At 58.2% G+C, this 26,566-nt stretch carries 29 protein-coding genes; 13 read left to right on the plus strand and 16 right to left on the minus strand.

Annotated features, from left to right (window positions below):
* Positions 1 to 5 precede the first annotated feature (5 nt).
* Entirely contained in the window at positions 6 to 1,103 is a 1,098-nt protein-coding gene (zapE, locus tag FPL19_RS01070; protein ID WP_150912349.1) for a cell division protein ZapE, read from the minus strand.
* Positions 1,104 to 1,245: 142 nt separating this feature from the next.
* Between zapE and FPL19_RS01075 the strand changes: the two genes are divergently transcribed.
* Entirely contained in the window at positions 1,246 to 1,686 is a 441-nt protein-coding gene (locus FPL19_RS01075) for a YhcB family protein (protein WP_150909778.1), read from the plus strand.
* A gap of 12 nt (positions 1,687 to 1,698) precedes the next feature.
* Here FPL19_RS01075 and FPL19_RS01080 read toward each other — a convergent pair whose 3' ends face one another.
* From FPL19_RS01080 to FPL19_RS01130, 11 genes are all read right to left on the minus strand, one after another.
* The gene (locus FPL19_RS01080; protein WP_150909780.1) at positions 1,699 to 2,442 is read right to left on the minus strand and encodes a Nif3-like dinuclear metal center hexameric protein; all 744 of its coding nucleotides are present in this window, start codon (positions 2,440 to 2,442) and stop codon (positions 1,699 to 1,701) included.
* Positions 2,443 to 2,444: 2 nt separating this feature from the next.
* Positions 2,445 to 3,500 carry a histidinol-phosphate transaminase gene (gene hisC / locus FPL19_RS01085; RefSeq protein WP_150909782.1) on the minus strand — a complete coding sequence of 352 codons (1,056 nt, stop codon included), beginning with the start codon at positions 3,498 to 3,500 and terminating at the stop codon, positions 2,445 to 2,447.
* Between the two features lie 16 nt (positions 3,501 to 3,516).
* Positions 3,517 to 4,824, minus strand: coding sequence for a histidinol dehydrogenase (hisD, locus tag FPL19_RS01090; RefSeq protein WP_150909784.1), 1,308 nt, complete (start codon positions 4,822 to 4,824; stop codon positions 3,517 to 3,519).
* A 174-nt stretch (positions 4,825 to 4,998) separates the two neighbouring features.
* Positions 4,999 to 5,646: an ATP phosphoribosyltransferase gene (gene hisG, locus FPL19_RS01095; protein ID WP_150909786.1), complete on the minus strand. Its 648-nt coding sequence runs from the start codon at positions 5,644 to 5,646 to the stop codon at positions 4,999 to 5,001.
* Positions 5,647 to 5,667: 21 nt separating this feature from the next.
* Positions 5,668 to 6,930: a UDP-N-acetylglucosamine 1-carboxyvinyltransferase gene (gene murA / locus FPL19_RS01100; protein WP_150909788.1), complete on the minus strand. Its 1,263-nt coding sequence runs from the start codon at positions 6,928 to 6,930 to the stop codon at positions 5,668 to 5,670.
* 39 nt (positions 6,931 to 6,969) lie between these two features.
* Entirely contained in the window at positions 6,970 to 7,212 is a 243-nt protein-coding gene (locus FPL19_RS01105) for a BolA family protein (RefSeq protein WP_150909790.1), read from the minus strand.
* 61 nt (positions 7,213 to 7,273) lie between these two features.
* The gene (locus FPL19_RS01110; protein WP_225314246.1) at positions 7,274 to 7,576 is read right to left on the minus strand and encodes an STAS domain-containing protein; all 303 of its coding nucleotides are present in this window, start codon (positions 7,574 to 7,576) and stop codon (positions 7,274 to 7,276) included.
* Between the two features lie 17 nt (positions 7,577 to 7,593).
* Entirely contained in the window at positions 7,594 to 8,259 is a 666-nt protein-coding gene (locus FPL19_RS01115) for an MlaC/ttg2D family ABC transporter substrate-binding protein (RefSeq protein WP_150909794.1), read from the minus strand.
* Positions 8,260 to 8,309: 50 nt separating this feature from the next.
* Positions 8,310 to 8,759, minus strand: coding sequence for an outer membrane lipid asymmetry maintenance protein MlaD (gene mlaD, locus FPL19_RS01120; RefSeq protein ID WP_150909796.1), 450 nt, complete (start codon positions 8,757 to 8,759; stop codon positions 8,310 to 8,312).
* 36 nt (positions 8,760 to 8,795) lie between these two features.
* Entirely contained in the window at positions 8,796 to 9,578 is a 783-nt protein-coding gene (gene mlaE / locus FPL19_RS01125; protein ID WP_150909798.1) for a lipid asymmetry maintenance ABC transporter permease subunit MlaE, read from the minus strand.
* Positions 9,575 to 10,393, minus strand: a complete 819-nt coding sequence (locus tag FPL19_RS01130; protein WP_263656780.1) for an ABC transporter ATP-binding protein — start codon at positions 10,391 to 10,393, stop codon at positions 9,575 to 9,577. The genes mlaE and FPL19_RS01130 overlap by 4 nt, the downstream gene beginning before the upstream one ends.
* A gap of 168 nt (positions 10,394 to 10,561) precedes the next feature.
* Here FPL19_RS01130 and FPL19_RS01135 point away from each other — a divergent pair, with 168 nt between their 5' ends.
* The 12 genes from FPL19_RS01135 to yjgA all read left to right on the plus strand — a co-directional run bounded on the left by FPL19_RS01135 (position 10,562) and on the right by yjgA (position 19,809).
* The gene (locus FPL19_RS01135) at positions 10,562 to 11,542 is read left to right on the plus strand and encodes a KpsF/GutQ family sugar-phosphate isomerase (RefSeq protein ID WP_150909800.1); all 981 of its coding nucleotides are present in this window, start codon (positions 10,562 to 10,564) and stop codon (positions 11,540 to 11,542) included.
* On the plus strand, positions 11,542 to 12,135 hold the full coding sequence (locus tag FPL19_RS01140) for a KdsC family phosphatase (protein WP_150909802.1): 594 nt from the start codon (positions 11,542 to 11,544) through the stop codon (positions 12,133 to 12,135). Before FPL19_RS01135 ends, FPL19_RS01140 begins: the two co-directional genes overlap by 1 nt.
* A complete protein-coding gene (gene lptC, locus FPL19_RS01145; RefSeq protein WP_150909804.1) occupies positions 12,132 to 12,722 on the plus strand; it encodes an LPS export ABC transporter periplasmic protein LptC in 591 nt (196 codons plus the stop codon). Before FPL19_RS01140 ends, lptC begins: the two co-directional genes overlap by 4 nt.
* A complete protein-coding gene (gene lptA / locus FPL19_RS01150; RefSeq protein WP_150909806.1) occupies positions 12,706 to 13,269 on the plus strand; it encodes a lipopolysaccharide transport periplasmic protein LptA in 564 nt (187 codons plus the stop codon). Before lptC ends, lptA begins: the two co-directional genes overlap by 17 nt.
* Positions 13,247 to 13,972: an LPS export ABC transporter ATP-binding protein gene (gene lptB, locus FPL19_RS01155; RefSeq protein WP_150909808.1), complete on the plus strand. Its 726-nt coding sequence runs from the start codon at positions 13,247 to 13,249 to the stop codon at positions 13,970 to 13,972. Before lptA ends, lptB begins: the two co-directional genes overlap by 23 nt.
* 158 nt (positions 13,973 to 14,130) lie before the next feature.
* Positions 14,131 to 15,669, plus strand: a complete 1,539-nt coding sequence (locus tag FPL19_RS01160) for an RNA polymerase factor sigma-54 (RefSeq protein WP_191965194.1) — start codon at positions 14,131 to 14,133, stop codon at positions 15,667 to 15,669.
* A gap of 33 nt (positions 15,670 to 15,702) precedes the next feature.
* Positions 15,703 to 16,011 (plus strand): ribosome hibernation promoting factor, encoded by a 309-nt coding sequence (gene hpf, locus FPL19_RS01165; RefSeq protein ID WP_150909810.1) that lies wholly within the window; start codon positions 15,703 to 15,705, stop codon positions 16,009 to 16,011.
* 124 nt (positions 16,012 to 16,135) lie between these two features.
* Complete coding sequence (gene ptsN, locus FPL19_RS01170; RefSeq protein WP_150909812.1) at positions 16,136 to 16,606, plus strand: PTS IIA-like nitrogen regulatory protein PtsN; 471 nt, start codon at positions 16,136 to 16,138, stop codon at positions 16,604 to 16,606.
* 27 nt (positions 16,607 to 16,633) lie between these two features.
* Positions 16,634 to 17,515: an RNase adapter RapZ gene (rapZ, locus tag FPL19_RS01175; protein WP_150909814.1), complete on the plus strand. Its 882-nt coding sequence runs from the start codon at positions 16,634 to 16,636 to the stop codon at positions 17,513 to 17,515.
* A 4-nt stretch (positions 17,516 to 17,519) separates the two neighbouring features.
* Positions 17,520 to 17,789, plus strand: coding sequence for an HPr family phosphocarrier protein (locus FPL19_RS01180; protein ID WP_150909816.1), 270 nt, complete (start codon positions 17,520 to 17,522; stop codon positions 17,787 to 17,789).
* A 100-nt stretch (positions 17,790 to 17,889) separates the two neighbouring features.
* Positions 17,890 to 19,251 (plus strand): magnesium transporter, encoded by a 1,362-nt coding sequence (gene mgtE, locus FPL19_RS01185; protein WP_150909817.1) that lies wholly within the window; start codon positions 17,890 to 17,892, stop codon positions 19,249 to 19,251.
* Between the two features lie 21 nt (positions 19,252 to 19,272).
* Positions 19,273 to 19,809, plus strand: coding sequence for a ribosome biogenesis factor YjgA (gene yjgA, locus FPL19_RS01190; protein ID WP_150909819.1), 537 nt, complete (start codon positions 19,273 to 19,275; stop codon positions 19,807 to 19,809).
* A gap of 32 nt (positions 19,810 to 19,841) precedes the next feature.
* Here yjgA and FPL19_RS01195 read toward each other — a convergent pair whose 3' ends face one another.
* Genes FPL19_RS01195 through FPL19_RS01210 form a run of 4 tightly spaced genes read right to left on the minus strand, consistent with a single transcriptional unit; the run spans position 19,842 to position 26,560 of the window.
* Positions 19,842 to 20,702: a carbon-nitrogen hydrolase family protein gene (locus FPL19_RS01195; protein WP_150909821.1), complete on the minus strand. Its 861-nt coding sequence runs from the start codon at positions 20,700 to 20,702 to the stop codon at positions 19,842 to 19,844.
* Between the two features lie 18 nt (positions 20,703 to 20,720).
* Positions 20,721 to 24,428 carry a YhdP family phospholipid transporter gene (locus FPL19_RS01200; RefSeq protein WP_150909823.1) on the minus strand — a complete coding sequence of 1,236 codons (3,708 nt, stop codon included), beginning with the start codon at positions 24,426 to 24,428 and terminating at the stop codon, positions 20,721 to 20,723.
* 52 nt (positions 24,429 to 24,480) lie between these two features.
* Positions 24,481 to 25,962, minus strand: coding sequence for a ribonuclease G (gene rng, locus FPL19_RS01205; RefSeq protein WP_150909825.1), 1,482 nt, complete (start codon positions 25,960 to 25,962; stop codon positions 24,481 to 24,483).
* Positions 25,955 to 26,560 carry a Maf family protein gene (locus tag FPL19_RS01210; protein WP_150909827.1) on the minus strand — a complete coding sequence of 202 codons (606 nt, stop codon included), beginning with the start codon at positions 26,558 to 26,560 and terminating at the stop codon, positions 25,955 to 25,957. The genes rng and FPL19_RS01210 overlap by 8 nt, the downstream gene beginning before the upstream one ends.
* Between the last annotated feature and the right edge of the window lie 6 nt (positions 26,561 to 26,566).

The following is a 26,566-nucleotide window of genomic DNA, read 5'->3' on the forward strand; positions in this document are numbered from 1 at the left end:
TCAGGTTATGCCTTGTGCGGCGCTTCCAGGTATTCCCTGGACTGCATTTCCAGCAGCCGCGATTCTGTGCGTTCAAACTCGAATGCCAGGCGACCGCCTGTATAAAGATCCGTGATCGCCGCTTCCGCGGACAGAATCACCTTGACGTTGCGGTCGTAGAACTCGTCCACCAGGTTGATAAACCGCCGCGCCTGATCGTCGTTATTTTTCCCCATCACCGGCACATTACTGATGATGACGGCGTGAAATTCCCGGGCCAGCTCGATGTAGTCGTTCTGGCTGCGGGGGCCGTCGCAAAGCATTTTGAAGTCAAACCAGACCACATCATCAGCGTGGTTGATTGCCGTCAGCTTGCGACCGTTGATATCCAGCTCCAGGCTGTGACTACCGCCTTCGAGGGCGAGGCTGTCGAAACTTTTCTGAAGGCTGATGTCGGACTCTTCGTCCAGCGGAAAATGAAAAAGTTCGGCCTGTTCAAGGGAGCGCAGCCGATAATCAACCCCGCCATCCACATTCACCACGTCCGTATGTTTTTTCACCAGCTCGATGGCCGGCAGGAAGCGGGCCCGCTGAAGGCCATCCTTGTAAAGCCCGTCCGGCACAATGTTGGAGGTGCAAACCAGGGTCACCCCGCGACTGAACAGGCCGTCCATCAGCGTGGCCAGAATCATCGCATCACCGATATCGGACACGAAAAACTCGTCAAAACAGATAACCCGGGCCTCGTCCGCAAACTGCTTTGCCACGATCTCCAGGGGGTTTTTCTCCCCTTTCAGGGCTTTCAGCTCCTTGTGAACACGCTGCATAAAGCGGTGGAAGTGCACCCGCATTTTGCGGTCAAACGGCAGGGCCTCATAGAAGGTGTCCATCAGGTAGGTTTTGCCCCGGCCCACGCCGCCCCAGAAGTAGAGGCCCTTTATCGGGGTTTGCCGGCCCTTGCTCATCTTCAGGCGGAGTTTGACCAATGGCTTGTTCCGCTCTCTTTCCGCCGCGACCAGTTTGTCGTACAGTGACTGCAAACGACGGACGGCATCTTCCTGAGCGGAATCGCGCTGAAACTCGGGACGCTCCAGATCTTTCTGGTAGCGTTCCATTGGGGTCATGTCTGATGTCATGTAATTGCGCTTCTGGGCGTTCATGGATGCAGATCCCGGGTTGGGGTCGTTAATCTCGGCGGCGTATTGTGGCCGATTTTGCAAATTGTCGCCACGTTGCGACGGATTCAATGAAAGGACGAAGTTAACTATGAATGACCTGATTCTGGCGGCTATCGCCGCACTCGTTGTCGGCCTCATTATCGGTATCCTCATTGGCCGTTCCGGCCAGGGCTCAACACTGCGCCAGCGCAGGGCGGAGCAGCAGATCGAGGAAATCAGGAACGAGTACACCCGCTATCAGGCGCAGGTTAACGAGCACTTTATGGAATCTGCCCATCTGCTTCGCCGTTTCAACGACAGCTATCGGGACGTTAACCAGCACATGGCCCGCGGCGCCAACCGGCTGTGCAATGATGAAGAGTGGCTGCACGAGCTTGAGCAGGAAAACGCCAGTGCCCGCCTCGAAGGCAGCGCCTCGGACAAGGACGGCGTTGAGCCGCCCCGGGATTACGCCCCCAAAAGCGATCCGGAAGAAAAAGGCACGCTGGCTGAAGATTTCGGACTGCCGGAAAACCAGAAAAAGGCCTGACGGCCGGAGCGGTTATACCGGGTTATCGCAATCGATGAACCGGTGCTCCACACCAAACACCTCTTCCAGGGCCCGCCCCAGGGCCTGTACGCCATAACGCTCGGTTGCGTGGTGCCCTGCCGCATAATAGTGGATACCGCACTCCCGCGCCGTGTGGGTCGTCGGCTCGGAAATCTCACCACTGATGTAGGCATCCAGCCCGGCCTCCAGGGCCTTGTCGATAAAGCCCTGGGCGGCGCCAGTGCACCAGCCCACCCGGGATATTTTCTCAGGGCCAGACCCGACATAAAGCGGCGGACGGTTCAGGGCCCCGGCAATCCGCTCTTCAAATTCTGACGGTGTCAGCGGCGTATCCAGCTCACCTTCCCATACCAGCCCGTCGAGCGGCCTGGGGTCCAGGATATTCAACACCTTCGCAAGCTGACGGTTGTTGCCGTACTGCGGGTGGTCATCCAGCGGTAGGTGGTAGGCCACCAGGTTGATATCGTGCTCGAGCAGGCGCTGGATTCTGGCCCGTTTCATGCCACGAATAGCCTGATCTTCCCCTTTCCAGAAATAGCCGTGGTGTACCAGAATCATATCGGCACCGGCTTCAATCGCGGCGTCAATCAGCGCCCGGGAAGCCGTCACGCCGCTGACAATACGGCTGACCTGCTCGGCACCCTCGACCTGCAACCCGTTCGGGCAATAATCCTTGAACTCATCCGGAGATAGCCATTGCGTCAGCGTGTTGAGTATCTCTGCTCTGGTCGCCATGACTAAACCAACTCTCCCAGCACCTCGATCAGGCGCTTGTTCTGGTCCGCGGTACCGGTGGTGATACGCAGAAAGTTCTCGATTCTTGGCTTGTTAAAATGGCGCACAATCACCCCCTGTTTGCGCAAGCCACTGGCCAGAGACTCACCGGAATGATCAGGGTGGCGGGCAAATACAAAGTTTGCCTTGGACGGAAGCACCTCAAAGCCAAGGTCTTCAAGCTGTTTGCTGACCCAGTCCCTCTCGCCGATGACGCCCTCACAGGTGGCCTTGAACCAGCTGTTGTCTTCAAACGCAGCGACAGCGCCGGCCAACGCCAGCTTATCAAGCGGATAGGAATTGAAACTGTTCTTGACCCGATTCAGCGCTTCAATCAGATCCGGGTGCCCCACGGCGAAGCCCACTCTGAGTCCCGCTAGCGAGCGGGCCTTTGAAAGCGTCTGGCTCACCAGCAGATTCGGGTATTTGTCGACAAGGGTAATCGCCGACTCCCCGCCAAAATCCACATAGGCCTCGTCAACCACCACCACCCGCTCGGCATTGGCGGCCACGATCGCTTCGACCTTATCCAGCTCGAGATAACGCCCGGTGGGCGCGTTCGGATTCGGGAAAATCACCCCGCCGTTGGGCTGGGCGTAATCGTCGGGGTTAATCTCGAAGGACTCCGTCAGCGGAATCTTGCGGCCCTCGATTCCATAGAGGCCGCAATAGACCGGGTAGAAACTGTAGGTAATGTCCGGGAACAGCAACGGCTGGCCATGCTGGAACAGGCCATAAAAGATGTGTGCAAGCACTTCGTCGGAGCCATTGCCCAGAAACACCTGATCCGTGTTCACACTGTAAAAACGGGCGATCGCATCCTTGAGCGCCTCGCCTTCCGGATCCGGATAAAGTCGCAGATTATCTGTCAGCTCTTCGCGTATCGCGTCCAGCACTTTCGGTGACGGCCCAAACGGGTTCTCGTTGGTATTGAGCTTGACCAGATTGGTCATCTTTGGCTGCTCACCGGGCACGTATGGCACCAGATCGCTGACCACGGGGCTCCAGAATTTACTCATAGCTTTTCTCGCCCTTTCAGTCTTTGACGCGGTATTCCGCTGAACGTGCGTGTGCGGTCAGCCCCTCGCCCCTGGCCAGAACCGAGGCAACCCGCCCCATTCTGTCGGCGCCGGCGGCACTGAACCCGATGATGGAGGAACGCTTCTGGAAATCGTAGACCCCAAGCGGCGACGAGAATCGCGCAGTGCCACTGGTGGGCAGCACGTGATTTGGCCCCGCACAATAATCCCCCAGCGCTTCGGCCGTGTAACGCCCCATGAAAATGGCGCCAGCGTGCCGGATATCGTCCAGCATGGCCTCCGGATTCTCCACCGACAACTCCAGGTGCTCGGGCGCTATGCGGTTGGAAACGGCGGCCGCTTCCTTGAGATCGGCAACCTGAATCAGCGCTGCCCGGTCCGACATGGAGGTACGAATGATATCCGCTCGCTCCATGGTGGGCAGCAGCGTATTAATGCTCTTCTCCACCGCATCCAGAAACGCCGCATCCGGGCTGATCAGAATCGACTGGGCCTGCTCGTCATGCTCGGCCTGGGAGAACAGGTCCATGGCAATCCAGTCAGGATCGGTTTTGCCGTCGCAGATCACCAGAATTTCGGAAGGCCCCGCAATCATATCGATACCGACGATGCCGAAGACTTCGCGCTTGGCAGTGGCCACAAAAATATTTCCTGGTCCGACAATCTTGTCGACCGCCGGAATGGTCTCCGTGCCATAAGCCAGCGCTCCGACTGCCTGGGCCCCGCCCACACAAAAGACCCGGTCCACACCGGCAATAGCCGCTGCAGCAAGCACCATGTCATTCACCACACCGTCTGGTGTGGGCACAACCATGATCACCTCACCAACACCAGCGACTTTGGCCGGGATCGCGTTCATCAGCACGGAAGACGGATAGGCTGCCTTGCCGCCCGGCACATAAAGCCCGGCTCGATCCAACGGTGATACCTTCTGTCCCAGCACCGTGCCGTCTTGGTCTTCATACTGCCAGGACTTCTGATTCTGACGCTCGTGATAATCCCGAACCCGCTCGGCCGCCTTTTCGAGGGCAACACGCTGGTCTTCAGGAATAGCCGCCAACGCTTTTTGAAGCCGATCCTGACCCATTTCCAGCTCCGCGACCGAGTCGACCTTCAACCGATCAAACTTCTCGGTAAACTCCAAAACGGCAGCGTCGCCCCGGGTTTTCACTTCATGCAGGATATGCCGGACCGACTCATTAACTGACTGGTCCACGCTGTCTTCCCAGGCCAGTAGCTTGGCAAGCGAACTATCAAAGTCACTTTGGGATGCATTTAGTCTAGTAATGCTGATATCGGTCATTTCCAAATCCTGCAGAGGAATATGTAATCACTTATGGTGGAAGCGCCCCAGGGCACGGGAAGCGGTTGGGGGATGGCTTTCCAAAACTGTGCGGAGCCATGGATGGCGGAGCCCAAGCGTCACATGGATGTGCCGCAAGGAGCGTGTTTTGGAAAGCCATCGCCCAACTGCTGACTACTCCGAAGCCCGACGCTTCTCGACAGCAGCTGCCATTTTTTCAATGATGGGGTTAAGGCCTTGATGTTTCATCTTCATTGAAGTGCGGTTCACTACAAGCCGGCTACTGATGTGCTCAATCAGCTCTCGTGCCTCCAGACCATTAGCCTTCAGCGTGTTACCCGTATCAACAATGTCGACAATTTCATCAGCGAGATTAAGAATCGGAGCCAGCTCCATCGCACCGTAGAGCTTGATGATATCCGCCTGACGTCCCTGGGCCGCATAGTAACGACGGGCAAGATTTACGAATTTGGTAGCAACACGGATCCGCCCTGACGGGGTTTGCTCACCTTTAATACCCGCCGTCATCAAACGGCAGCGGGAGATGTTTAAATCCAGCGGCTCGTATAGCCCTTCCCCACCGTGCTCCATCAACACGTCTTTGCCGGTCACGCCAATATCCGCACCACCATACTGGACATAGGTGGGCACGTCGGTCGCGCGCAGCACCAGGATCCTGACGTTCGGGTCCGTGGTGGGGAATACAAGTTTCCTCGATTTCTTTACATCGTCTACCAGTTCTATACCTGCCTCTTTCAGTAGCGGCAGGGTTTCATCAAGAATCCGGCCCTTCGACAGGGCGATGGTGATGGAATCGGTCATGCTCTGTTCCGGTCGATGTCTTTACGCTGGCAGGCGGCGGATGCTCGCGCCGAGTAGCTGCAGCTTTTCCTCAATACATTCGTAACCACGGTCAATGTGGTAGATGCGGTCCACAACGGTTTCACCATCCGCTACCAGCCCTGCAATGACAAGACTGGCGGAAGCCCGCAAGTCGGTGGCCATAACCGGTGCACCGGTCAGGTGATCGACACCGGTAATAATCGCGGCGTTGCCCTCCAGGGTTATGCCCGCGCCCATGCGGATCAGCTCCTGCAGGTGCATGAACCGGTTTTCAAAGACCGTCTCCACAATAGTGCCAGAGCCCTGTGCAACGGCGTTCATCGCCGCAAACTGGGCCTGCATATCCGTCGGGAAGGCCGGGTAAGGTGCCGTACGGATACTAACGGCCTTGGGCTGGTTGCCCTTCATGTCCAGAGAAATCCAGTCCGGACCCGTATCAATCTTGGCGCCGGCTTCTTCCAGCTTGAGCAGAACCGCCTCAAGCAGGTCTTCCCGGGTATCCTTCAACTTCACTTTGCCCCGGGTGGCAGCAGCGGCCACCAGATAAGTGCCGGTTTCGACACGGTCAGGCAGAACGTCGTAATGACAGCCGTGCAGCCGTTTGACGCCATTGATTTCAATGGTCGCGGAACCATGCCCCTTGATGTCGGCGCCCATGGCGATCAGGCACTCGGCGAGATCCACCACTTCCGGCTCCCGGGCGGCGTTCTCTAGGATGGTTTTGCCATCGGCCAGCGCGGCGGCCATCATCAGGTTCTCGGTACCGGTTACGGTCACGGTATCCAGGAAGATATGAGCGCCTTTCAGGCGGCCGTTGGTTTTGGCCTTGATGTAGCCGTTTTCAACCGTGATTTCCGCGCCCATGGCTTCCAGGCCACGGATGTGAAGGTTCACAGGACGGGTACCTATGGCACAGCCGCCTGGCAGGGACACTTCGGCTTCACCGAAATGGGCAACCAGCGGGCCCAGCACCAGAATCGAGGCGCGCATGGTTTTGACCAGCTCATAGGGTGCGTGAAAATGCTTGATGGTGTTGGCATGGACTTCCACGCTCATTTTCTCATCAATCATCAGCTCTACACCCATGCGGCCCAGCAGCTCGATCATGGTGGTGACGTCGTTCAGGTGTGGCAGATTGCCCACGGTGACCGGTTCATCCGCCAGCAGCGTCGCCGCCAGGATGGGAAGCGCAGCGTTCTTGGCGCCGGAGATCCGGATTTCGCCAGACAATGGCTTGCGGCCTCTGATCAGAAGTTTATCCACGGTTGAATCCTGTTGTTGTCGGGACGGTTATCAGGACGTTCAGCCCTGACGGGCAGCCCATTCCGCTGGGGTAAAGGCTTTTGGGTGCAGCGCATGAATGGTGCCGTCCATAACGTGCTGGAACAGCGCCTTGTTAATCATCTGTTGCCGTTTAATGGTCGGCAGGCCTTCGAATACCTCACCCACCACGAGAACGAGGTAGTGGTTGCCATCCACCTGAACCTCAACTTCACAGTCCGGCAGTGCTTCTTTCACCAACTCGATGACTTCGGCGGCTTCCATAAAAAATCCTCAGGCGTTTATAAAACCAAGGGCGGGATTGTACCCAATTAAGCGCTTCGGGTCAGCTTTGAGAGGTGAGTCCGGGCAGGTATTCGTCCAGACCACTCAGGGCAGCGAGGGACTGCAACCGCTCTCCCACACCCTCCAGTGCCAGGGAACGGTTTTCAGAAGCCGCCAGTCGCATCCAACACAGCAAAAGCGAGAGCACAATGCTGTGGGCAACGCCAAGTCCCGATAGATCGATTACAATCGTCTCGCCGCTGGCCTGTCCGGCGATCAGGCGCTCGCCTTCGGTTCGGACCGGGCCAACGTTGTCAGGGCTGATATCACCGATAACGCTTAATCGGTTACCGGTGAGGGTCAAACGGGGCGCTTCCGGGCTCACGTGTTGCCCACGGTCTGATCAAGCTTGAGGGATTCCATCGCGCTACCCCAGTTGTCGATCACTGCCTGGACATCTCCCCGCTGCTTTTCCATTTCCTGGCTGAAGCGATCCCGGAAAGCCAGACCGATGTTAACGCCCTCAACAATGACGTTTTCCATCATCCAGCTCCCCTGGTCTGTCTTGTACATGGAATAGGTCACCGGGTACCGGTTGCCGGACGCGCTGATCACTTCCATCTGGACCGATGCCCTGCCCGGGTCATTCGGATTGATCATGGCTTCCTTGACCTTGATCTCGAACTCCTCGGTGCTGACTAACGCCTGGGCATAACTATCAAACAGGCTGCGCTTGAACTTTCGGACGAACTCATCCCGCTGATCAGGCGTGGCCTGACGAGCGTACCGGCCCATGACCCGCGCGGCGATTCGCCGGAAATCGACAAAATCGCTCAGCGCTTTGTTCATGCTCGCGTAGAAAGCTTCCGGATCTTCGCTGTAGAGATTCTTTTCCTCATTGAGCTTGTCCACCAGTTCCTGGGTGTTGCTGTCTACGTACTCCAGCAGCTCCTGCTCCGGCGAGGCAGCCGTCGCAGGCATCGCAGTGATCGATAGCGAGACAAACATGGCAACCAGCGCCACCAGACTGTTTCGTAATGTGATCATCAGTGTCTCCTGTAAAACGTCTTTCATAACGTCTGTCGCCCATCAGCCGGTTACTGGCCGGACGCAAAATTTGAGATCAGCCGCTCAAGATTCATGGCCGACTGGGTTGTGTAAAAGGTGTCACCGGGCGCCAGGGACTCGAGATCGCCGCCAACGGACACGTCTATGTACTGTTCGCCAAGCAATCCGGATGTACGTATAACTGCTGCACTGTCTGCCGGGATGCTGTCAATGCTGGCGTCTATCTCCATCACCACCCTGGCCTGAAAGGTTTCCTGGTTCAGTGTGATTTCCCGGATGCTGCCAATGGTAACGCCCGCCATGGACACCCTGGCCCGCGGTGTCAGACCGCCGGAGTCATTGAAATTGGCATAGAGCGTATAGGACTCGCCGGACGACTTCGGGCTCAGCCCGCTGACCTGCAACGCCAGGAACAGCAGAGCGACGATACCGGCCACCATGAACAGCCCCACCACCATGTCAGTTGATCTTTGCGTCATGATTTAATCTCGCCTGTTTCGAAGATTGTAGCCTGATCAGAAATCGCCAAACATTACCGCCGTGAGAACAAAATCCAGCCCCAGCACCGCCAGCGATGAATACACCACCGTTTTGGTCGTGGCAGAACTGATACCGGCGGAAGTGGGCTCGCAGTCATAGCCCTGGTAAACCGCAATCCAGGAACACACGAAGCCGAATACCACACTCTTGACCACGCCGTTTAACACATCGCTGGTAAAGCTTACGGACGACTGCATATTGCCCCAGAACGAGCCTTCAAACACACCCAGCCATTCCACGCCGACCAGCATGCCGCCCCAAATGCCAACCACCGAGAAAATCACTGCCAACACCGGCATGGCGAGAAAACCACCCCAGAAACGCGGGGCGATCACCCGGCGCAATGGGTCCACCCCCATCATTTCCATGCTGGAGAGCTGCTCAGTCGCCTTCATCAGACCAATTTCCGCCGTCAGCGCCGACCCTGCCCGGCCGGCAAACAACAGCGCGGTGACAACCGGCCCCAGTTCCCGCACCAGCGTGAGTGCAATCATCTGCCCGATGGCCGCTTCCGATCCGTAATCGCTGAGGATGGTATAGCCCTGCAGCCCCAGCACCATGCCGATAAAAAGGCCGGAAACCACAATAATCGCCAGTGAAAGCACGCCCACAAAATAGAGTTGTTTGACCAGAAGGGGGAAACCAACGCGAAAGCTGGGCACGCCCGCCAGAGCCCGGAACAGGAACACACCGGATCGACCGAAAGATTCGACAATCTCCCGCCCCCGCCTGCCCAGAGCAACCAGCCAGTCCGTCATGACTGCCCCCCACCGATGCCCCAGTCTTCGGTGGCCATTGACGCCGGGTAGTGAAAAGGCACTGGCCCATCCGGGTGGCCCTTGAGAAATTGCTGGACCTTCTCGGACGGATGGTTCCGCAATTCGTCCGGGGTACCATCACCGATAATCTGGCCGTCGGATACGATACAGGCGTAATGGCAGATGCTCAGGGACTCCGGCACGTCGTGGGATACCAGCACACTGGTCAGACCCATGGAATGGTTGAGGTCGCGTATGAGCTTGATAAGCACCCCCATCGCGATAGGATCCTGCCCAGCAAAGGGCTCATCGTAGAGGACCAGCTCCGGATCCAGGGCGATGCTGCGCGCCAGAGCCACCCGACGGGTCATGCCGCCGGAGAGCTGGGCCGGCATCAGGTCCCGTGCGCCCCGCAGGCCGACTGCCTCCAGCTTCATCAATACGATGTCGCGTATCATATCTTCCGGAAGCTGGGTGTGTACCCGGATCGGAAAAGCCACGTTCTCGAACACGCTCAGATCGGTAAACAGGGCGCCACTCTGGAACAGCATCCCCATTTTTTCCCGCAGGCGGTAAAGCGCCTTGCGCCCCAATGCGGGCACGGACTCACCGGCCACGGTAATCGTTCCGGAATCCGGTTTCAGTTGTCCGCCGATGAGCCGTAACAGCGTGGTCTTGCCTGTGCCGCTCGGCCCCATAATCGCGGTGATACGCCCTTCCGGAATCCGCAGGCTGACGCCGTCAAAAATACGCCGGCTTCCACGCGTGAAGACCACGTCTTTCAATTCAATGTAGGGTTCTGCTGACACGCTCATTCCCTGGCCCGGCGTTCGATTCAGAGCGCTACATTATGCCAAGATGGCGGTAACCTCAATCGAACATCGCCAATATGAACACAAAGCAATACGAACTCTCAGCCAGTATGGAAGTGATATACTCTGGCGTCACATCAATGCACTGCCAATGCGAGATCTGAAAGCCGAATGAAAAGCGAGACAAGCCAGACCTTCCGCGAGTCTGCCCTCAGAGCCATTGCGATCGAACGTGACGCAATTGATGCACTGAGCGAACGGATTGATGACAGCTTTGTAAAGGCCTGCGAGGTCATCATGGCCTGCAAGGGACGGGTGGTGGTGACCGGCATGGGCAAATCCGGCCACATCGGTAACAAGATTGCCGCCACCCTGGCCAGCACGGGCACCCCGGCGTTCTTTGTCCACCCGGGCGAAGCTAGCCACGGCGATCTCGGCATGATCACCGGTCAGGACGTGGTTCTGGCCATCTCCAACAGTGGCAACACCAGCGAAGTACTGACCATTCTGCCTCTGTTCAAACGTATGGGCGCACCGCTGATCAGCATGACCGGCAATGCCAATTCCGTGCTGGCCCGGGAGGCCGCCGCTAACCTGGACATCAGCGTAGCCGTCGAGGCCTGCCCACTGGGCCTGGCGCCTACCTCTAGCACAACCGCCACGCTGGTTATGGGTGACGCCCTGGCGGTGGCCCTGCTGGAGGCCCGCGGGTTCAGCGCCGAGGATTTTGCCATGTCCCATCCCGGCGGCACGCTTGGCCGACGCCTGCTTTTGCGGGTGTCGGACATCATGCATGCCGGCGACCAGATCCCCAGAGTCCAGGAGAACGTGCCGCTAAGCCGCGCGTTGCTGGAAATCTCCCGCAAGGGCCTGGGCATGACAACCGTCGTCAATGCCAGCGGCGAGCTCTGCGGAATATTCACTGACGGCGATTTGCGCCGAACCCTGGACCGCTCGATCGACATCCATTCAACTGCAATCAGTGATGTGATGACACGCAATGGTCGCACCATCCATGAAGACCAGCTGGCAGCGGAGGCACTGAATATGATGGAAGAGCTGAAGATCAACGCCTTGCCCGTTATTGACCGTAATGGCCTGCTGACCGGCGCGATCAACATGCACGACCTGCTACGGGCCGGAGTGATCTGATGGCCGCAAAAACGCCAGGCCTCCGCCCCCAATGGCCCGAAGCCATTCTCCAGAAAGCCGCCGGCATAAGGCTGCTGGCTCTGGATGTGGACGGCATCATGACCGATGGCAAACTCTACTTCACTGCCAGTGGCGATGAAATGAAAGGCTTCAATATCCTCGATGGCCTGGGAATGAAGCAGGTCATGGCTGCAGGCATCGAACTTGCCGTAATTACCGGCAGGCGCTCCCCCCTTACCGAAAAACGCATGACCGACCTGAGCATTTCCAACCTGATGCAGGGCCGGGAGGATAAAAAAGTTGCACTCCAGGAACTGGCCAATCGTTTGAACATTGAGCCCGCCGCCATTGCCTATATGGGGGACGATCTGCCAGACCTGCCCGCCATCCTCTACGCCGGTCTGGGCGTGACGGTCCCCAATGGCCACTGGGCGGTGCGCGAATCGGCGGATCTGTGCACCGGTTCGGCGGGAGGCCAGGGTTCGGTGCGGGAACTTTGTGACCTGCTGCTGTTGGCCCAGGGAAAGCTGGACACTACCTTGCTTCCCTACCAGCAAGAAGATCAGATGCAGAATCAGGGATCGGATCAATGACCCTGGAAACCCTGATTCGCGGCCCAAAAACCCGGGCGCTGGCCCTGGTGGCGGTGATCGCGGCCCTGATCGTCATGCTCTGGCAGAGCGACGAACCTGTGCAGCCTATGGAAGCCGCAAAACTGCGGGGCGAAGCCGAGCCGGACGCCTTTGTGGTGGGCGGTCAGTTCCTGTCATTCAGCACCACCGGCCAACTGGCCATGCAAATAAAAAGCGAGCGGATCGAGCAATTTGAAGAAGACAGCATCTTCCGCATGCAACAGCCACGCGCCACACTGTTTGGGGAATCCGACGGTGCCACCTGGAAGCTGGAAGCGAAACAGGGCAGACTTCTTGAGACGCAGGGAATGATGTTCCTGACCGGTAACGTCGACATTACGCGGCTGTCGGATGAACGCGGCCCCCTGTCGCTCTCAACCGAAACGCTCACGCTGGACAACGAAGAACGCACGGCCTATACCGCTGACCCGGTCAGAATCAGCGATCCGCTCGGCATTACCCGCGCGACCGGCATGAAAGTCTGGATTGACGAACGCATACTCGAACTCAACGCTCAGGTGGAAGGACGTTATGAGCCCGGTAAATAGACATACACGCCGCAATCCCGGCATTCTGTTTTACCTTGTGCTGATGCTGTTGGCACCGCCGGTGGCTGCGTTCAATCTGGAGTCGGATACCCCCATCCGCGTCACTGCCGACACGGCCCGCCTGGATGACAGCAAGGGCGTTGCAACCTATACCGGTTCAGTAGAGATGACCCAGGGCGACATCCGCCTGACGGCCGAACGGGTCACCGTTACCCGAAGTGAGGAAGGCGTGAGCCGGATTCAGGCTTCAGGCCAGCCGGCCAGGTACCGGCAACCAGCCGTCGAAGGCCAGGGAGAAACCGATGCCCGCGCCCTGGAAATCCAGTGGTCGGCGGAGGACAACCGGGTCACTTTCAGAGGCGAGGCTGTGATTGAGCAGGGCGGAAACCTTTTTCGCGGGCAGGTCATTCATTATGATAGCGCCGAACGTATCGTGACCGCCGAGGGCTCCGACGAGTCCGGTGGTGGCGACGGCCGGGTGGAAATGGTTATTCAGCCACGCAGCACTGACAAGAAGGGACCGGATGGCAGTTCTGAGAGCCAGTAATCTGGCGAAAAGCTACAAGCAGAAAAAAGTGGTCATCGACGTCTCGTTGGAAATCAGAAGTGGCGAGATAGTCGGCCTCCTTGGCCCCAACGGCGCCGGCAAAACCACCTGTTTTTATATGATTGTCGGGCTTGTACCCGCCGACAACGGCCGCGTGACCATCGACAGCAAGGACATCACTCCCCTGCCCATGCATGGCCGCGCGCGCCAGGGCATCGGCTATCTGCCCCAGGAAGCCTCGGTATTTCGCAAACTGACCGTTCGCGACAACATCATGGCTATTCTGGAGACCCGATCAGAGCTGAAACGCAGTGAGCGGGAAGCCAAGGCCGAAGAACTGCTGGAAGAGTTTCACATCAACCACATTCGCGACAGCGTTGGCATGGCGCTGTCAGGCGGTGAGCGCCGGCGGGTGGAAATCGCCAGGGCCCTGGCCATGGAGCCGGCCTTCATACTGCTGGACGAACCCTTTGCCGGCGTAGACCCTATTTCCGTCAGCGACATCAAGCAGATTGTCCGCCACCTGAGGGACAAGGGCATAGGCGTTCTGATCACCGATCACAACGTGCGCGAAACCCTCGACATCTGCGAGAACGCCTACATTGTCAGCGGCGGACATATTATTGCCTCCGGCAACGCTGAGCAGATCCTCGCCAACCAGCAGGTCAAGGAAGTTTACCTTGGTAACGAGTTCAGGCTTTAGTATGAATCCCCGTGACAACAGGCACAGCAGCCAATTGTTTTGCCATCCGCAAGCAAGTACACTCGGCAAAGAACTTGCTTGGTATGGCAAGTTGCCAACATACATAGAGTTTTTGTCAACGCCTTGCACCTGAGAGACCGAGTGACGGACCCTGAATCATGGTTATGAAAGCCTCATTACAATTAAAGATGGGCCAGAGCCTGACCATGACGCCCCAGTTGCAACAGGCCATCCGCCTCTTGCAGCTTTCGACGCTAGACCTTCAGCAGGAAATCCAGCAGGCACTGGAATCCAACCCCATGCTGGAAACGTCCGAGGAAGAGGATCAGGTCGGTGATACCGCGGAGTCCGAGCGCGATGAACAGGACGCGGCGAATAACGAAGAGCACACAGCCAGCGCCGCGGAAACCGAGGCCTCCAGTGATTGGGACGAATCGGAAAACGGCCCGGACTGGGCATCGGAAACCGACAGTCCCGACACAATCCCGGATGACCTGCCCGTCGACACCGCCTGGGACGATATCTATCAGTCAGCTCCTGCCCCGGCCGCCCGAAACGACGACGAAAACGACCACGACTTCGAGACCCGCAACTCCCCGACCGAAACCCTGCGGGATCACCTGGAATGGCAGCTAAATCTCACACCACTGAGTGAGCGGGATCAGGCCATCGCCCACGCGCTACTTGATGCAGTGAACAACAACGGCTACCTCACCTCGCCACTGGAAGAAATCCACTCCGGCATGGTCGAGGAATCGGACGAAGACCCGCTGGAGCTGGACGAAGTCGAAGCCGTGCTTCACCGTCTGCAACATTTCGATCCGCCCGGTGTTTTCGCCCGGGATCTCCAGGAATGTCTACTGATCCAGCTGAATCAGCTCCCGCCCGATACACCCTGGTTGGCCCAGGCCAGACTGGTCATCACCCACTACATCAACCTGCTTGGCAACCGGGATTACGCGCAGCTTCTGCGGCGCAGTCGCCTGAAAGAAGATCAGCTTCGGGAAGTTCTGGCGCTGATCACGGCGCTGAATCCGCGCCCGGGAGACACCATTGATCAGGGCGAACCGGATTACGTCATCCCGGACGTCATTGTCAGGAAGCACAACGAGCGCTGGCGCGTGGAACTCAATCCTGAAATTGCCCCGCGCATTCGTGTGAATGCCAGCTATGCTTCACTTATCAAGCGTGCAGACAGCAGCGCCGACAACACCTACCTGCGGGATCAGCTGCAGGAGGCAAAATGGTTCATCAAAAGCCTGCAAAGCCGTAACGAAACCCTGCTAAAGGTGGCAACGCGTATTGTCGAGCACCAGCAGGGCTTTCTTGATCATGGCGAAGAGGCGATGAAACCGCTGATTCTGTCGGACATTGCCCAGGCGGTGGAAATGCATGAATCCACCATATCCCGGGTAACCACGCAGAAATACATGCATACCCCCAGGGGCATTTTTGAGCTCAAGTACTTTTTCTCAAGCCATGTCAGTACTGACGAGGGCGGCGAATGTTCCTCGACCGCCATACGGGCAATGATCAGGAAACTGATTTCAGCGGAAACGCCGAAAAAGCCATTGAGCGACAGCAAAATTGCAGCCATGCTAGGGGACCAGGGTATAAAAGTGGCCCGACGGACAGTGGCCAAGTACCGCGAGGCAATGCACATTCCTCCATCCAACGAAAGAAAGCGACTGGTGTAGGACTCACCCGTTCGCAGACAACAGGAGACGCCAATGCAACTCAATATTTCAGGCCATCACGTAGAACTGACTCCCGCACTGAAAGATTACGTTTCCGGAAAATTTGAAAAGCTAGAGCGTCACTTTGACCATATCAGCAACTGTCAGGTGACCCTTGAGGTTGAGAAAGTGCGGCAAATGGCGGAGGCGACCCTCCATGTGATTGGCGGTGAGATTCACGCAAAGGCTGAGAACGAGGATATGTACGCGGCGATTGACGCCCTGGTAGACAAGCTGGACAGACAGATACTCAAGCACAAAGAAAAGAATGTAGACCGGATGCACGGCAACGGCGCCCGCTAGGCAGACCGAAACCTGCATGTCACTAATCGAGCTGCGGCGCTGACTTACAAGCCATTGGCCTACTCGCCACCGGCTTTGAGTTGAAAGGTGCCGCAGCCTTTTTTTACGGAACTGACGTCGATTCATGACCGACACAACCCTGACCATCGAGAACATTCTCGCCCCGGAACTGACACTCTGCAGGGTGCCGGCCTCCAGTAAGAAGCGGGTAATGGAAACCATCGCGGAACAGATTCAGCACCGCGATGAAACCCTCAGCGACGCCCAGATATTCAATAATCTGGTCTCCAGAGAGCGACTGGGCAGCACCGGCATTGGCCAGGGTATCGCCATCCCCCACTGCCGTCTGGACGGGCTGGACCACGTCGTTGGCCTGCTGATGACACTGGAGGAAGGTGTCAGCTTCGATGCCATCGACAACCAACCGGTGGATCTTGTGTTTGCCCTCGTCGTACCGAAAGAGGCAACCAGTGAACACCTCGAGCTGCTGAGCCAGATTGCCGAGAAGTTCAATGATCGCGCCTTCTGTGACCATCTGCGTCAGTGTACGGATGGAGAAACGCTCTACCGGCAGATGCTCGCCGACAGCCCCTGAAATCTTTCGTCTTTGAGGTGACCCGGCATGAAACTGATCATTGTCAGCGGCCGCTCTGGTTCCGGTAAAAGTACAGTACTGCATGTACTCGAGGATCTGGGCTTTTACTGTATCGACAATCTGCCCATCGGCCTGCTGGTTCCTCTGATCCAGGAGGCGACCGGGCAGTCATCCGGCGGCAGGCTGGCCAAAATGGCGGTCAGCATCGATGCCCGTAACCTCTCCGGCGAACTCAGCAACTTTGAAAGCCTCTACCACAGCCTGCAGCAGACCGGTGTGACAGTCGAGATCATCTACCTGGATGCGGACGAACAATCCCTCCTCCAGCGTTTTCACGCCACACGCCGCAAACACCCTTTGAGCGATGACAGAACCTCCCTTCGGGAAGCCATTGGTAACGAAAAGCAGCTCCTGGAGCCCCTGTCCCGGCTGGCTGACCTTTATATCGAAACCACCGGCATGTCGATGTACGAGCTCCGCGACATGGTCAAACAGCGGGTTGCCGGTCGGCGGCAACAGGAACTGGCACTGCTGTTCCAGTCTTTCGGCTTCAAGCACGGGGTGCCTCTGGATTCGGATTTTGTGTTCGATGTCCGATGCCTGCCAAACCCCTATTGGGATACCGCCCTGCGGCGCTTCGTGGGCACGGATCAGCCGGTCATCGATTTTCTCGAAAAAGACCCGCTCAGCGGAAAAATGGTCGAAGATCTGACCGGCTATCTGGAGAACTGGCTACCGGCCTTCGCCGACAGCAACCGGAGCTACATGACCATCTCCATCGGCTGCACCGGCGGCCAACACCGGTCGGTCTATATCTGTGAACAGCTCAGCCGCTATTTCCAGGGCAAGTACAGCAACGTCCAGGTTCGCCACACCGAACTTCCGCATCTGCAAAGCCGGGAAACCTGATTCTATGGTTCGCCGCACCATCACCATTATCAACAAGCTGGGGCTGCATGCCAGGGCCGCCGCCAAACTGGTCGCCACCGCCTCGGAGTACGAAAGCTCCGTGCACATCAGCCGCAACGGCAGGAAGGTAGATGCAAAAAGTATCATGCCCGTGATGATGCTGGCCGCCAGTCAGGGTGTGGAAGTAGAGCTGATTGCCGAAGGCAATGACGAAGACCGGGCAGTTGAAGCTCTGGCGGCCCTGATCAACGATTATTTTGGCGAAGGCGAATAGAGGCCGCGCACAGCGCTCTACGATATTCACCTACAACTCTTTCTCACCAGGCCAGCCTAACTCCGCTATAATGCGAGAGTTTTCTGACTGCGGGTGCTCTATGACCGATATCCTTGAAAAAAGCCAGGCTCGCCAACGCCTTCGCTCACTGAGCGAAGCGCTGGACAGTGGCGCGCTCAAGCAGGTCGCCCGTATCCTGAACGGGGGCCTGAGCCCCAGCGATATCGCCCACCTCCTGGAATCGTCGCCGCCGCGCCAGCGTGCTCTGCTGTGGAACCTGGTCGACAAACAGCTGGAAGGTGAAGTCCTCCAGTATCTGAACGATGACATCCGTAGTTACTTCCTGAGCCAGCTGAACGCCCAGGAACTGGCGGACATCATCGAGGACTTCGAGTCGGACGACCTGGCCGACCTTCTGCAGCAACTGCCGGATACGGTTATCCAGGAAGTCCTGGACACCATGGACGAGCAGGACCGGCAACGGGTTGAGGAAGTTCTCTCCTACCCGGAGGACACCGCCGGCGGCCTGATGAACACCGACACCATAACGGTGCGGCCGGACATCAGCATCGACGTGGTATTGCGTTACCTTCGAAGGCACCGGAACCTGCCCCCGATGACCGACAGTCTGATCGTGGTCAGCCGGCGGGACGAATTCATCGGTATGCTGCCAATCACCAAGATGCTGGTGTCAAATCCGGCGTCCACGGTGCGGGAAGTCATGGATACGGATATTGAACCCATTCCCGTGACCCTGTCGGACAACAAGGTTGCGACCCTGTTCGAGCGCTACGACCTGATATCCGCACCGGTGGTGAGCGAAGAGGGCCGACTGCTAGGCCGGATTACGATCGATGACGTGGTTGACGTTATCCGGGAAGAATCCGACCACTCGCTGATGAGCATGGCGGGTCTGGACGAAGACGAAGATACCTTCGCGCCGATTCTGAAAACCACCCGCCGCCGTGCGATCTGGCTGGGTATCAATCTGTTGACAGCCTTTGCCGCGTCAGCGGTGATCGGCCTTTTCGAGGGCACCATCGAGAAGGTTGTGGCGCTGGCCGTGCTGATGCCAATCGTCGCCAGCATGGGCGGCATTGCCGGCAGCCAGACCCTGACCCTGGTCATCCGGGGCATGGCCGTTGGCCAGATCAGCGGCGCCAACGTGGCCTGGCTGCTGAATCGTGAATTTGTGGCCGGGGCTCTGAATGGCCTTCTCTGGGCGCTGGTGGTCGCCACCGCCGCTTCATTCTGGTTCAGCGACCTGATGATCGGATTCATCATCGCTGCGGCACTGATCATCAATCTGGTTGCTGCCGCATTGGTGGGTACGGTGCTACCGCTGTTCCTCAAATCCCGCAATATTGACCCGGCGCTTGCAGGTAGTGTGATACTCACGACGGTGACTGACTGTGTTGGCTTTATGTCATTTCTTGGTCTCGCCACGCTTGTGTATGCGTAATCCGACAATCAGGCTCAATCTATGACAGATCCTTACGATAATAACGACGCGCCGGAATACGACGGCCCCAGCAAATCCCAGCTAAAACGGGAAATGCAGGCACTGCAGGATCTGGGTAAGCGCATGCTGGACCTGAGCAACGATCAGCTCGACACCCTGCCAATCAGCAGCACGCTCCGGGCCGCCATTGAGGAATCCCGGCGTATCCGTCAGAACGAGGCCCGTCGCCGTCATCTTCAGTACATTGGCAAGGTGATTCGTCAGGAAGACGATCCGGAAGGGCTGTCCCGGCAGATAGACGCCTTCTACTCCGGCAGCGAAGAGCATACGCGGCGCCACCATCTGGCCGAACGCTGGCGCGACCGGATGATAGAGGAAGGAGACAGTGCTGTTGGTGAATTTCTGGAATATTGCACCACGGCGGACATCCAGCACCTGCGAAATCTCGCGCGCAATGCCCGCCGGGATACCCTGAAGGAAAAAACGACAGGCCAGCCCCGGAAACTTTTCCGCTACCTGCGTGAATGCATCGACGATGCTGAGTCCGCCCAGGACTGAGACCAGCGTCCCGGCGGAATAACCGAGACTAACTAGAGGCGCCGGTGTTCCCAGACCGGCATCCGGGTCCGGATTTCGTAAAGCCGCTCCATATCCAGCTCTGCCGTGACAACGCCGGGCCCTTCATCAAGCTCAGTCAGCACTCTGCCCCATGGGTCTGCCACCAGGCTGTGGCCATAGGTGCGGCGGCGCTCACTGTTATGACCGCCCTGCCCTGGCGCCACCATCCATAGCTGATTCTCAATGGCACGAGCCCTGATGAGGGCATGCCAGTGGGCATCACCCGTATTCCAGGTAAAGGCGCTGGGCAGCGCAATCCATTCCGCCCCCTGTTCACGAAGCTTGCGGAACAGTTCCGGAAAACGCAGATCGTAGCAGACCGCCAGCCCCAGGCGGCCAGCCGGCGTATCCAGCACCACAATGTCCTCCCCCGGCTCAAAGGTATCTGACTCCCGGTACTGGCCCTGGGCATCCTCTACCATCGCATCGAACAGGTGGATCTTGTCGTATCGGGCGACCTGCTTGCCCTGATCGTCGAAAACCATGCAACAGGCTCGAACATGGTCCGGCACGCTGGACCCGTCGGGGCGGGCCGCAATCGGCAGCGAGCCACCGACAATCCAAAGCCCGAGTTTAGCGGCCTGCTCGGATAGAAACGTCTGGATAGGTGCGTCGGAACTGGCCTCCCTGAGACCGTATTCCAGCATCTTGCGCATGGATAGCACGGCGAAGTTTTCCGGCAGAACCGCAATCTTCGCTCCCATGTCCGCCGCCTGCCCCAAAAGGCGCTCCGCTTCCGCGAAGTTCTGGCCGATATCATGGCCGCTCACCATCTGAACTGCGGCAACCCGGTTTGGTTGAACAGAAACACTTGCCCTTCTGACTTCTGGCATGAACTGCCTCCTTTACCCTTATTGACCGGCGTCGAAAACCCGCTTTAGCGCAACGTCCGGATTGTCCCACGAGCCTCCCACACTATAGGTGGCACTGGTCAGTTTACTCAACGGGTCACCCAGTACTTTATCCAGCACGAAGAGTGCACCACCGATCGGCGCACCCGCCCCCAACAGGACGGCAGCCAGCGGAAGGTTCTGGGTCAATGGCAACACCACGACCATGTTCATGTCCAGGGTTTCCTCAGCCAGATCGGTGGTGCCGCTGAACTTGAACGCGCCGGAGGGACCCACAATCTGGAGTTCGGGATCGAGCGTTAGAACCCCGCTGTCGAGTCTGGCCTTGCCCGAAATAGCGTCAAAAGCGACTCCGGCCTCGTAGAGATCGGAAAAATCCAGCTTCAGCCGGCGCCAGAGCGTATCGGAGTTCAACAGGTTAAAGATCCTGAACAGTTGCGCGGTGTTGTTGCCTTCCAGAATGACGCCTTCATCAAAACGTACTCTGGCTGTTCCGTCCAGATCGGCCACGGCGAATTGATCCGGTCGGCCCGGCCAGTCCAGATCAAGTTCGATCACTGTTTTCTTGTTCCTGAACGGAATCTCTGTCGCAAACAGCGCGCCGAGGTCCGCCAGTGAACCGCCGCTGAGATTGCCGTTGAAGCCGGTTCGAACCTCTTCCCCGGCAATGCGCCAGTTCAGAGCACCTTCCAGTAGCAGGGATTTCAGTTCCCCCGAGATATTCTCCACGGCCAATTGACTGCCTTCCGGTCTTATCCCGAACGACCAGATACCGGCGTCTTCCTCGTTGATCTTCAGATCCGCAATCCGAACGTTAATGTCCGGCCAGCGATCAAAATCCAGTTCCCGGAAGGCCTGCGCCGATACATCCGGCGACGAAACGTCTTCATCTGCCTGATCCTCATCCCGGGACAGCTGGAGCCTCTCAAGATCGACAATGACCGGCCCGTCTTCCTTGGGCCAGGTGGTCATTCCCCGGACCCAGTCTGCCGTCACGCTGACAAGCCAGCTATCCGAGCCGTTGACCGCCTCAACCAGAATATCCTGGAAGCGCCGGTCAGCAAGGCGAAGATCCTTCACCTGCACATCCACCCGGCCGGGCTGCCAGTCGACATCTAGGTTCATCTTTTGCTGCCAGTCGACAAAAAGTCCGAGGCCACTCTGGCGGGCAGGATCAATGGTAATATTCAGTGGCGCCGGAATCCCGGCGGTCTTGCCCAGGGGTTCGGGCCAGTCAACGGTGACGCCGGTCAGATCCGACCCCATTCGTAAAACCGGATCCTTGCCTTCCTGCAGCTCCAGCAGGGCCTCGTACGTGAGCCCACCGCTCACGCCGGGCGTGGCCATTTCATCCAGTCCGAAACGGGCCCGAAGTTGTTCCACCGTCACCCTGCCAGTCTGTCGCAAGACCAACCCGCTGCCGGAACGGCTTTCCCTGAACCAGACCGATACCGGGTTATCCAGAAAACGGGCACTGAGCGGCGCATCGGAAAATCCCGTGTCAGTGTCGTAGACAAGTTCTCCGGACAGATCCGTCCACTGCAGGTCGGCCGCGGGGAAGGTCACCGAGGCGGATTCCGCCCTGACAAACGCCCGAACGTCCGGCGCCTGCTCCGAATCCAGGGCAATACCCAGCTCAAGATCCAGATAGAACTGACCCTCAACGTTGACCTGATCGCTCGCCTCACCTGCCATGCCCCCAAGTGGTGTGCGATCTATCCAGTAGGCCAGGGCGTCGCCGGTGACCGGCGCGGCGACGTTAACGTACACCATCGTGCTTTCGAGCGTGTCTTCGTCAGGTTCACCGCCGCCGGGCATCACCCGGACCTGACCCGGCCGGAGCTCGAGACCGCCAGTCTGGGCGGATTCGAGATCAATACGGGTGCGACCTTCATGAACAAAGACGCTGCCTTTGGCCCCGGTAACCTCGGGCCAGCGTTCGTCGTACTGCACGGTCGAATTCTCGAAGGCGTAAACCATGGATGACACAAACGACCCCGGCGGCGAGCCGCTGCCGACCTGGCCGTGGCCGAAATAGGTTCCCTGAACAATATCCGCTTCCGTGATGGAGGTTGTCAGCCAGCTATACAGACCGGGATTAACCAGATGGACGGGTACAAACTCCGCCAGCATGCTGGCATTGCCATTCTCCACTCCGACCCTCAGACCCAGGACATCCTCACCGCCGGAAACCAGTTTCAGGTCAAACGCGCCGGTGAGGCTCGCAGCCGGCCCGAAATCCATGGCAATGTCATCGGAAAAAACCCGTGTGACATCGCCGTCCAGTTGCCAGGCGACGTCGGCGCTCAGATTGCGCAACTCCCAGAGCCCATTGAACAGGGAGGGGAACCCCAGCGTGACGGCAGCGGAATCGGCCCGGACAACACCTCCACTCCTGTTCACGACCAGCTTCCCGTCAAGGCCACGCACCGCGGGCGCACCCTGGTAAGCCGCCACATTGACGTCGCTCAGATCCGCGCTCAGCCGAAACCCTTCACTGTCGTTCGAAGGCATTCTGAGAAGCAGATTGTTGAGGGTGCCACCGGGCTTGTAATCATCCAGCGCCCGGGCGAGGCGGTCGGGAAGAATGCCGAGACCACGGAGCAGGCCCCTGACAGGGGCAACGGGAAAACCGTTTGCAACCAGCAAGCTGGCTTCGTCCCCGGATTCAAACCGCAGGTCAAATCCGGGCACGGCAACACCATTCCAGCGCCATCTCAGGTCGTTCAGGTGGAACTGGTTTCCGTTACGGCGCCAGCCGAATCTGGCCTGAATGTTCTCCAGTGGTGCCAGGGATTCCTGGCCAACGCCCAGTTGAAGGTAGGGTGTCTTCAGATTGCCGGTAGCCTGCCTGAGTAGGCCATCACGGAAGGTGAGCCAGACCTGCCCCCCAATATCAAAGCCTTCGGCACGAATGCCCTTCCAGGCGTATTCCTGCACTATGCCGTCAAACAGGCGCCCGGAATTGATGTCTCCGTAGAACTGGCCGGTAAAGTCACCGCTAAAAAAATGCCGGCCAGCCAGCCTGAAGCTTGCCAACTGCTCGGCAGTGCCGGGGCGCATCGCCCGACCTGACGCATAGAACAGGCCCTTTCGGTACACCAGATCAAGCTGGGGAATCTCCACCTGCCGCAATTGCCCGCGGCTGTCCCGCAGTCCCAGCGAGACACGGGTAATACGAACCGAGGGGTCTGATAGCCATTGGCCGGCCAGCGCGATCCATTGCTCAAGGTCGTTGGCGACCGGTTCGGGCAGATCCGCCCCTTCCACCTTGATCTCGCCCCTCGGCGTCTGGTTGATCACCAGTTCCAGCCGGTTGGCGTCGAAATCAGAAAAGACAATCCGGAAGCGCATCAGTGACGCCAGAAAATCCAGGCCAACCCGCAGGCTCTGAAGCGAGGCGACCACTTCCTCACTGTCGGCTTCCGCCCGGATCTCAAGATCCCTGGCAATCACGGTGGGGTTGAGCCAATCCCAACGTGAAGAAAGCGAGCCAATCCGCACGTCATGCTTTAGACGCTCGGACAGCAACTGCTCTATTTGCGGGCGATAGTCGTTGATACTCTGGGTAAGTTGCCGACCCAGGCCGGCGTATAGTGCGGCCAGGACAAGCACAGCAAGCAGCAACCACCAGACAAGGTTGGCCAGTTTCAGCAGAAACCTCAGGGCGGTTCCTTTTGGCTTTTCGGCATTTTCTGGTGCGTTCATCGGGAGTCGCCGCGGCCGTTAGCGCGCCAGGCCAATGGGGTTGAGGAGGGAGCTAGAGTAGAACCACATCGTATTGCTCCTGACTGTAAAAGGGTTCAACCTGAAAACGGATCGCTTTGCGGATGAAGGTTTCAAGATCAGCCACATTGTCCGACTCCTCGTCCAGCAGACGGTCTACCACGCTCTGGGACGCCATCACCAGATAGCTCTCTGCGTCGTAGGCTCGATTAACCCTGAGGATTTCTCGGAAGATCTCGTAACAGACGGTCTCGCTGGTCTTCAGGAAACCCCGGCCGTCACAGATCGGACAGGGTTCGCACAGGACCTGCCCCAGGCTCTCGGTGGTCCGCTTTCGGGTCATTTCCACCAGACCCAGCTCTGACACGCCGGTAATCTTGGTTTTGGCGTGGTCCCGCTCCAGCATCTTTTCCAGCATGCGATGAACCTGCCGCTGGTGCTCCGGGTCTTCCATGTCGATGAAATCGATAATGATGATGCCGCCCAGATTACGCAAACGGAGTTGGCGGCTGATGGAACGGGCGGCCTCAAGGTTGGTCTTGAAAATGGTTTCCTCAAGGTTCCGGTGACCCACGAACGCGCCCGTGTTGATATCGATGGTGGTCATGGCTTCGGTCTGGTCGATGATCACATAACCGCCGGATTTCAACTGAACCTTGCGGCTAAGGGCCTTCTGGATCTCGTCTTCCACGGAATAGAGATCAAACAGCGGCCGCTCGCCGGGATAATATTCCACCTTGTCCGCGAACTCGGTGACAAACTCTTCCACGAATTCCAGTACCCGCTGATGACTTTCCTTGCTGTCGATCCTCACCTTTTCAGTCTGTGGGCGGATCAGGTCGCGGATAGTCCGGATGAAAAGCGGCAGATCCTGATACACCACCGCCGGCGCCTGACTGCGACTGATGCGGTCCTCAATGGCCTGGCTCAGGCGATGCAGATACTTCATATCGCCAATCAGGTCTTCCGCCGAAGCGGCTTCGGCGGCGGTTCTGATGATATAGCCCCCGCTGACTTCGGTGTCTTTCGCCGCACCTTCCTCAATCAGAGACTTCAGACGCGCCCGCTCGCCCTCGTCCTCGATGCGTTGGGATATACCCACGTGAGTGACGCCCGGCATGAACACCAGGTACCGCGAAGGAATGGAAAGCTGAGTCGTCAGGCGGGCGCCTTTGGTGCCGATGGGGTCCTTGGTCACCTGAACCACCAGTGACTGCCCCTCCCGCAACAGGGTCCGGATATCGGGCACGGTCTTGGGGCCGTCAGTCGGCCCCTCCATCGTTTTCTGGTCGGTTACCACGTCCGATGCATGGATAAAGGCCGCACGCTCCAGGCCGATATCAACGAAGGCGGCCTCCATACCCGGAAGAACCCGCACCACTTTGCCCTTGTAGATGTTGCCGACATTGCCTTTCCGGCTGGTACGCTCAATGTACGCTTCCTGAAGCATACCGTTTTCAACCAGTGCCACGCGGGTCTCGACCGGTGTAACGTTGATCAGTATTTCTTCACTCATTAAGGCTCTCCTGCCCTGATTGCCAGGTTGTCCAGACCGGGTACCCCGCCTGCGCCAGAAGATCGGCGGTCTCGCGCAGCGGCAAACCCACGACAGCGCTGTAGCTACCCTGCAGACTCTCTACAAAAATACCACCGAGGCCCTGAATCCCATAACTGCCTGCTTTATCCATAGGCTCGCCAGTTCGCACATAGGCAGAGATTTCATCGGGTCGCAGTGCACGAAAGGTGACATCGGTTGTAACCACGCACGACTGGGCATAGCCATCCACCACCACCGCAACGGCGGTCATCACCTGATGGGTGCGGCCCGACAGGGACCGGAGTGTTTCCGCCGCCTCTTCTCCGGTGGCAGGCTTGCCAAGAATACGATCACCCAGGACAACGGAGGTGTCGGACCCCAGAACGAGGGCATCCGGAGCGCCCCGTCCGACAGCCAGGGCCTTTTCCTGTGCCAGCCGCAACACGTAATCAGAAGGCCTTTCGACCGGCCCAGGGGTTTCGTCGATGTCGGCCGGACGGGTGTCAAAGCTGACGCCCATCTGCCGAAGCAACTCCGCGCGCCGGGGCGAGGCTGATGCCAGAATAATGGAGCGCATGGGCAG

It is taken from the genome of Marinobacter halotolerans (assembly GCF_008795985.1).
Classification (GTDB): Bacteria; Pseudomonadota; Gammaproteobacteria; order Pseudomonadales; family Oleiphilaceae; genus Marinobacter; species Marinobacter halotolerans.

Coding starts and splice junctions, on each gene's coding strand:
- zapE (WP_150912349.1), bottom strand. CDS start 1,103: ATGACCCCAATGGAACGCTACCAGAAAGATCTGGAGCGTCCCGAGTTT.
- FPL19_RS01075 (WP_150909778.1), top strand. CDS start 1,246: ATGAATGACCTGATTCTGGCGGCTATCGCCGCACTCGTTGTCGGCCTC.
- FPL19_RS01080 (WP_150909780.1), bottom strand. CDS start 2,442: ATGGCGACCAGAGCAGAGATACTCAACACGCTGACGCAATGGCTATCT.
- hisC (WP_150909782.1), bottom strand. CDS start 3,500: ATGAGTAAATTCTGGAGCCCCGTGGTCAGCGATCTGGTGCCATACGTG.
- hisD (WP_150909784.1), bottom strand. CDS start 4,824: ATGACCGATATCAGCATTACTAGACTAAATGCATCCCAAAGTGACTTT.
- hisG (WP_150909786.1), bottom strand. CDS start 5,646: ATGACCGATTCCATCACCATCGCCCTGTCGAAGGGCCGGATTCTTGAT.
- FPL19_RS01105 (WP_150909790.1), bottom strand. CDS start 7,212: ATGGAAGCCGCCGAAGTCATCGAGTTGGTGAAAGAAGCACTGCCGGAC.
- FPL19_RS01115 (WP_150909794.1), bottom strand. CDS start 8,259: ATGATCACATTACGAAACAGTCTGGTGGCGCTGGTTGCCATGTTTGTC.
- mlaD (WP_150909796.1), bottom strand. CDS start 8,759: ATGACGCAAAGATCAACTGACATGGTGGTGGGGCTGTTCATGGTGGCC.
- mlaE (WP_150909798.1), bottom strand. CDS start 9,578: ATGACGGACTGGCTGGTTGCTCTGGGCAGGCGGGGGCGGGAGATTGTC.
- FPL19_RS01130 (WP_263656780.1), bottom strand. CDS start 10,393: ATGAGCGTGTCAGCAGAACCCTACATTGAATTGAAAGACGTGGTCTTC.
- FPL19_RS01135 (WP_150909800.1), top strand. CDS start 10,562: ATGAAAAGCGAGACAAGCCAGACCTTCCGCGAGTCTGCCCTCAGAGCC.
- FPL19_RS01140 (WP_150909802.1), top strand. CDS start 11,542: ATGGCCGCAAAAACGCCAGGCCTCCGCCCCCAATGGCCCGAAGCCATT.
- lptC (WP_150909804.1), top strand. CDS start 12,132: ATGACCCTGGAAACCCTGATTCGCGGCCCAAAAACCCGGGCGCTGGCC.
- lptA (WP_150909806.1), top strand. CDS start 12,706: ATGAGCCCGGTAAATAGACATACACGCCGCAATCCCGGCATTCTGTTT.
- lptB (WP_150909808.1), top strand. CDS start 13,247: ATGGCAGTTCTGAGAGCCAGTAATCTGGCGAAAAGCTACAAGCAGAAA.
- FPL19_RS01160 (WP_191965194.1), top strand. CDS start 14,131: ATGGTTATGAAAGCCTCATTACAATTAAAGATGGGCCAGAGCCTGACC.
- hpf (WP_150909810.1), top strand. CDS start 15,703: ATGCAACTCAATATTTCAGGCCATCACGTAGAACTGACTCCCGCACTG.
- ptsN (WP_150909812.1), top strand. CDS start 16,136: ATGACCGACACAACCCTGACCATCGAGAACATTCTCGCCCCGGAACTG.
- rapZ (WP_150909814.1), top strand. CDS start 16,634: ATGAAACTGATCATTGTCAGCGGCCGCTCTGGTTCCGGTAAAAGTACA.
- FPL19_RS01180 (WP_150909816.1), top strand. CDS start 17,520: ATGGTTCGCCGCACCATCACCATTATCAACAAGCTGGGGCTGCATGCC.
- mgtE (WP_150909817.1), top strand. CDS start 17,890: ATGACCGATATCCTTGAAAAAAGCCAGGCTCGCCAACGCCTTCGCTCA.
- yjgA (WP_150909819.1), top strand. CDS start 19,273: ATGACAGATCCTTACGATAATAACGACGCGCCGGAATACGACGGCCCC.
- FPL19_RS01195 (WP_150909821.1), bottom strand. CDS start 20,702: ATGCCAGAAGTCAGAAGGGCAAGTGTTTCTGTTCAACCAAACCGGGTT.
- FPL19_RS01200 (WP_150909823.1), bottom strand. CDS start 24,428: ATGAACGCACCAGAAAATGCCGAAAAGCCAAAAGGAACCGCCCTGAGG.
- rng (WP_150909825.1), bottom strand. CDS start 25,962: ATGAGTGAAGAAATACTGATCAACGTTACACCGGTCGAGACCCGCGTG.
- FPL19_RS01210 (WP_150909827.1), bottom strand. CDS start 26,560: ATGCGCTCCATTATTCTGGCATCAGCCTCGCCCCGGCGCGCGGAGTTG.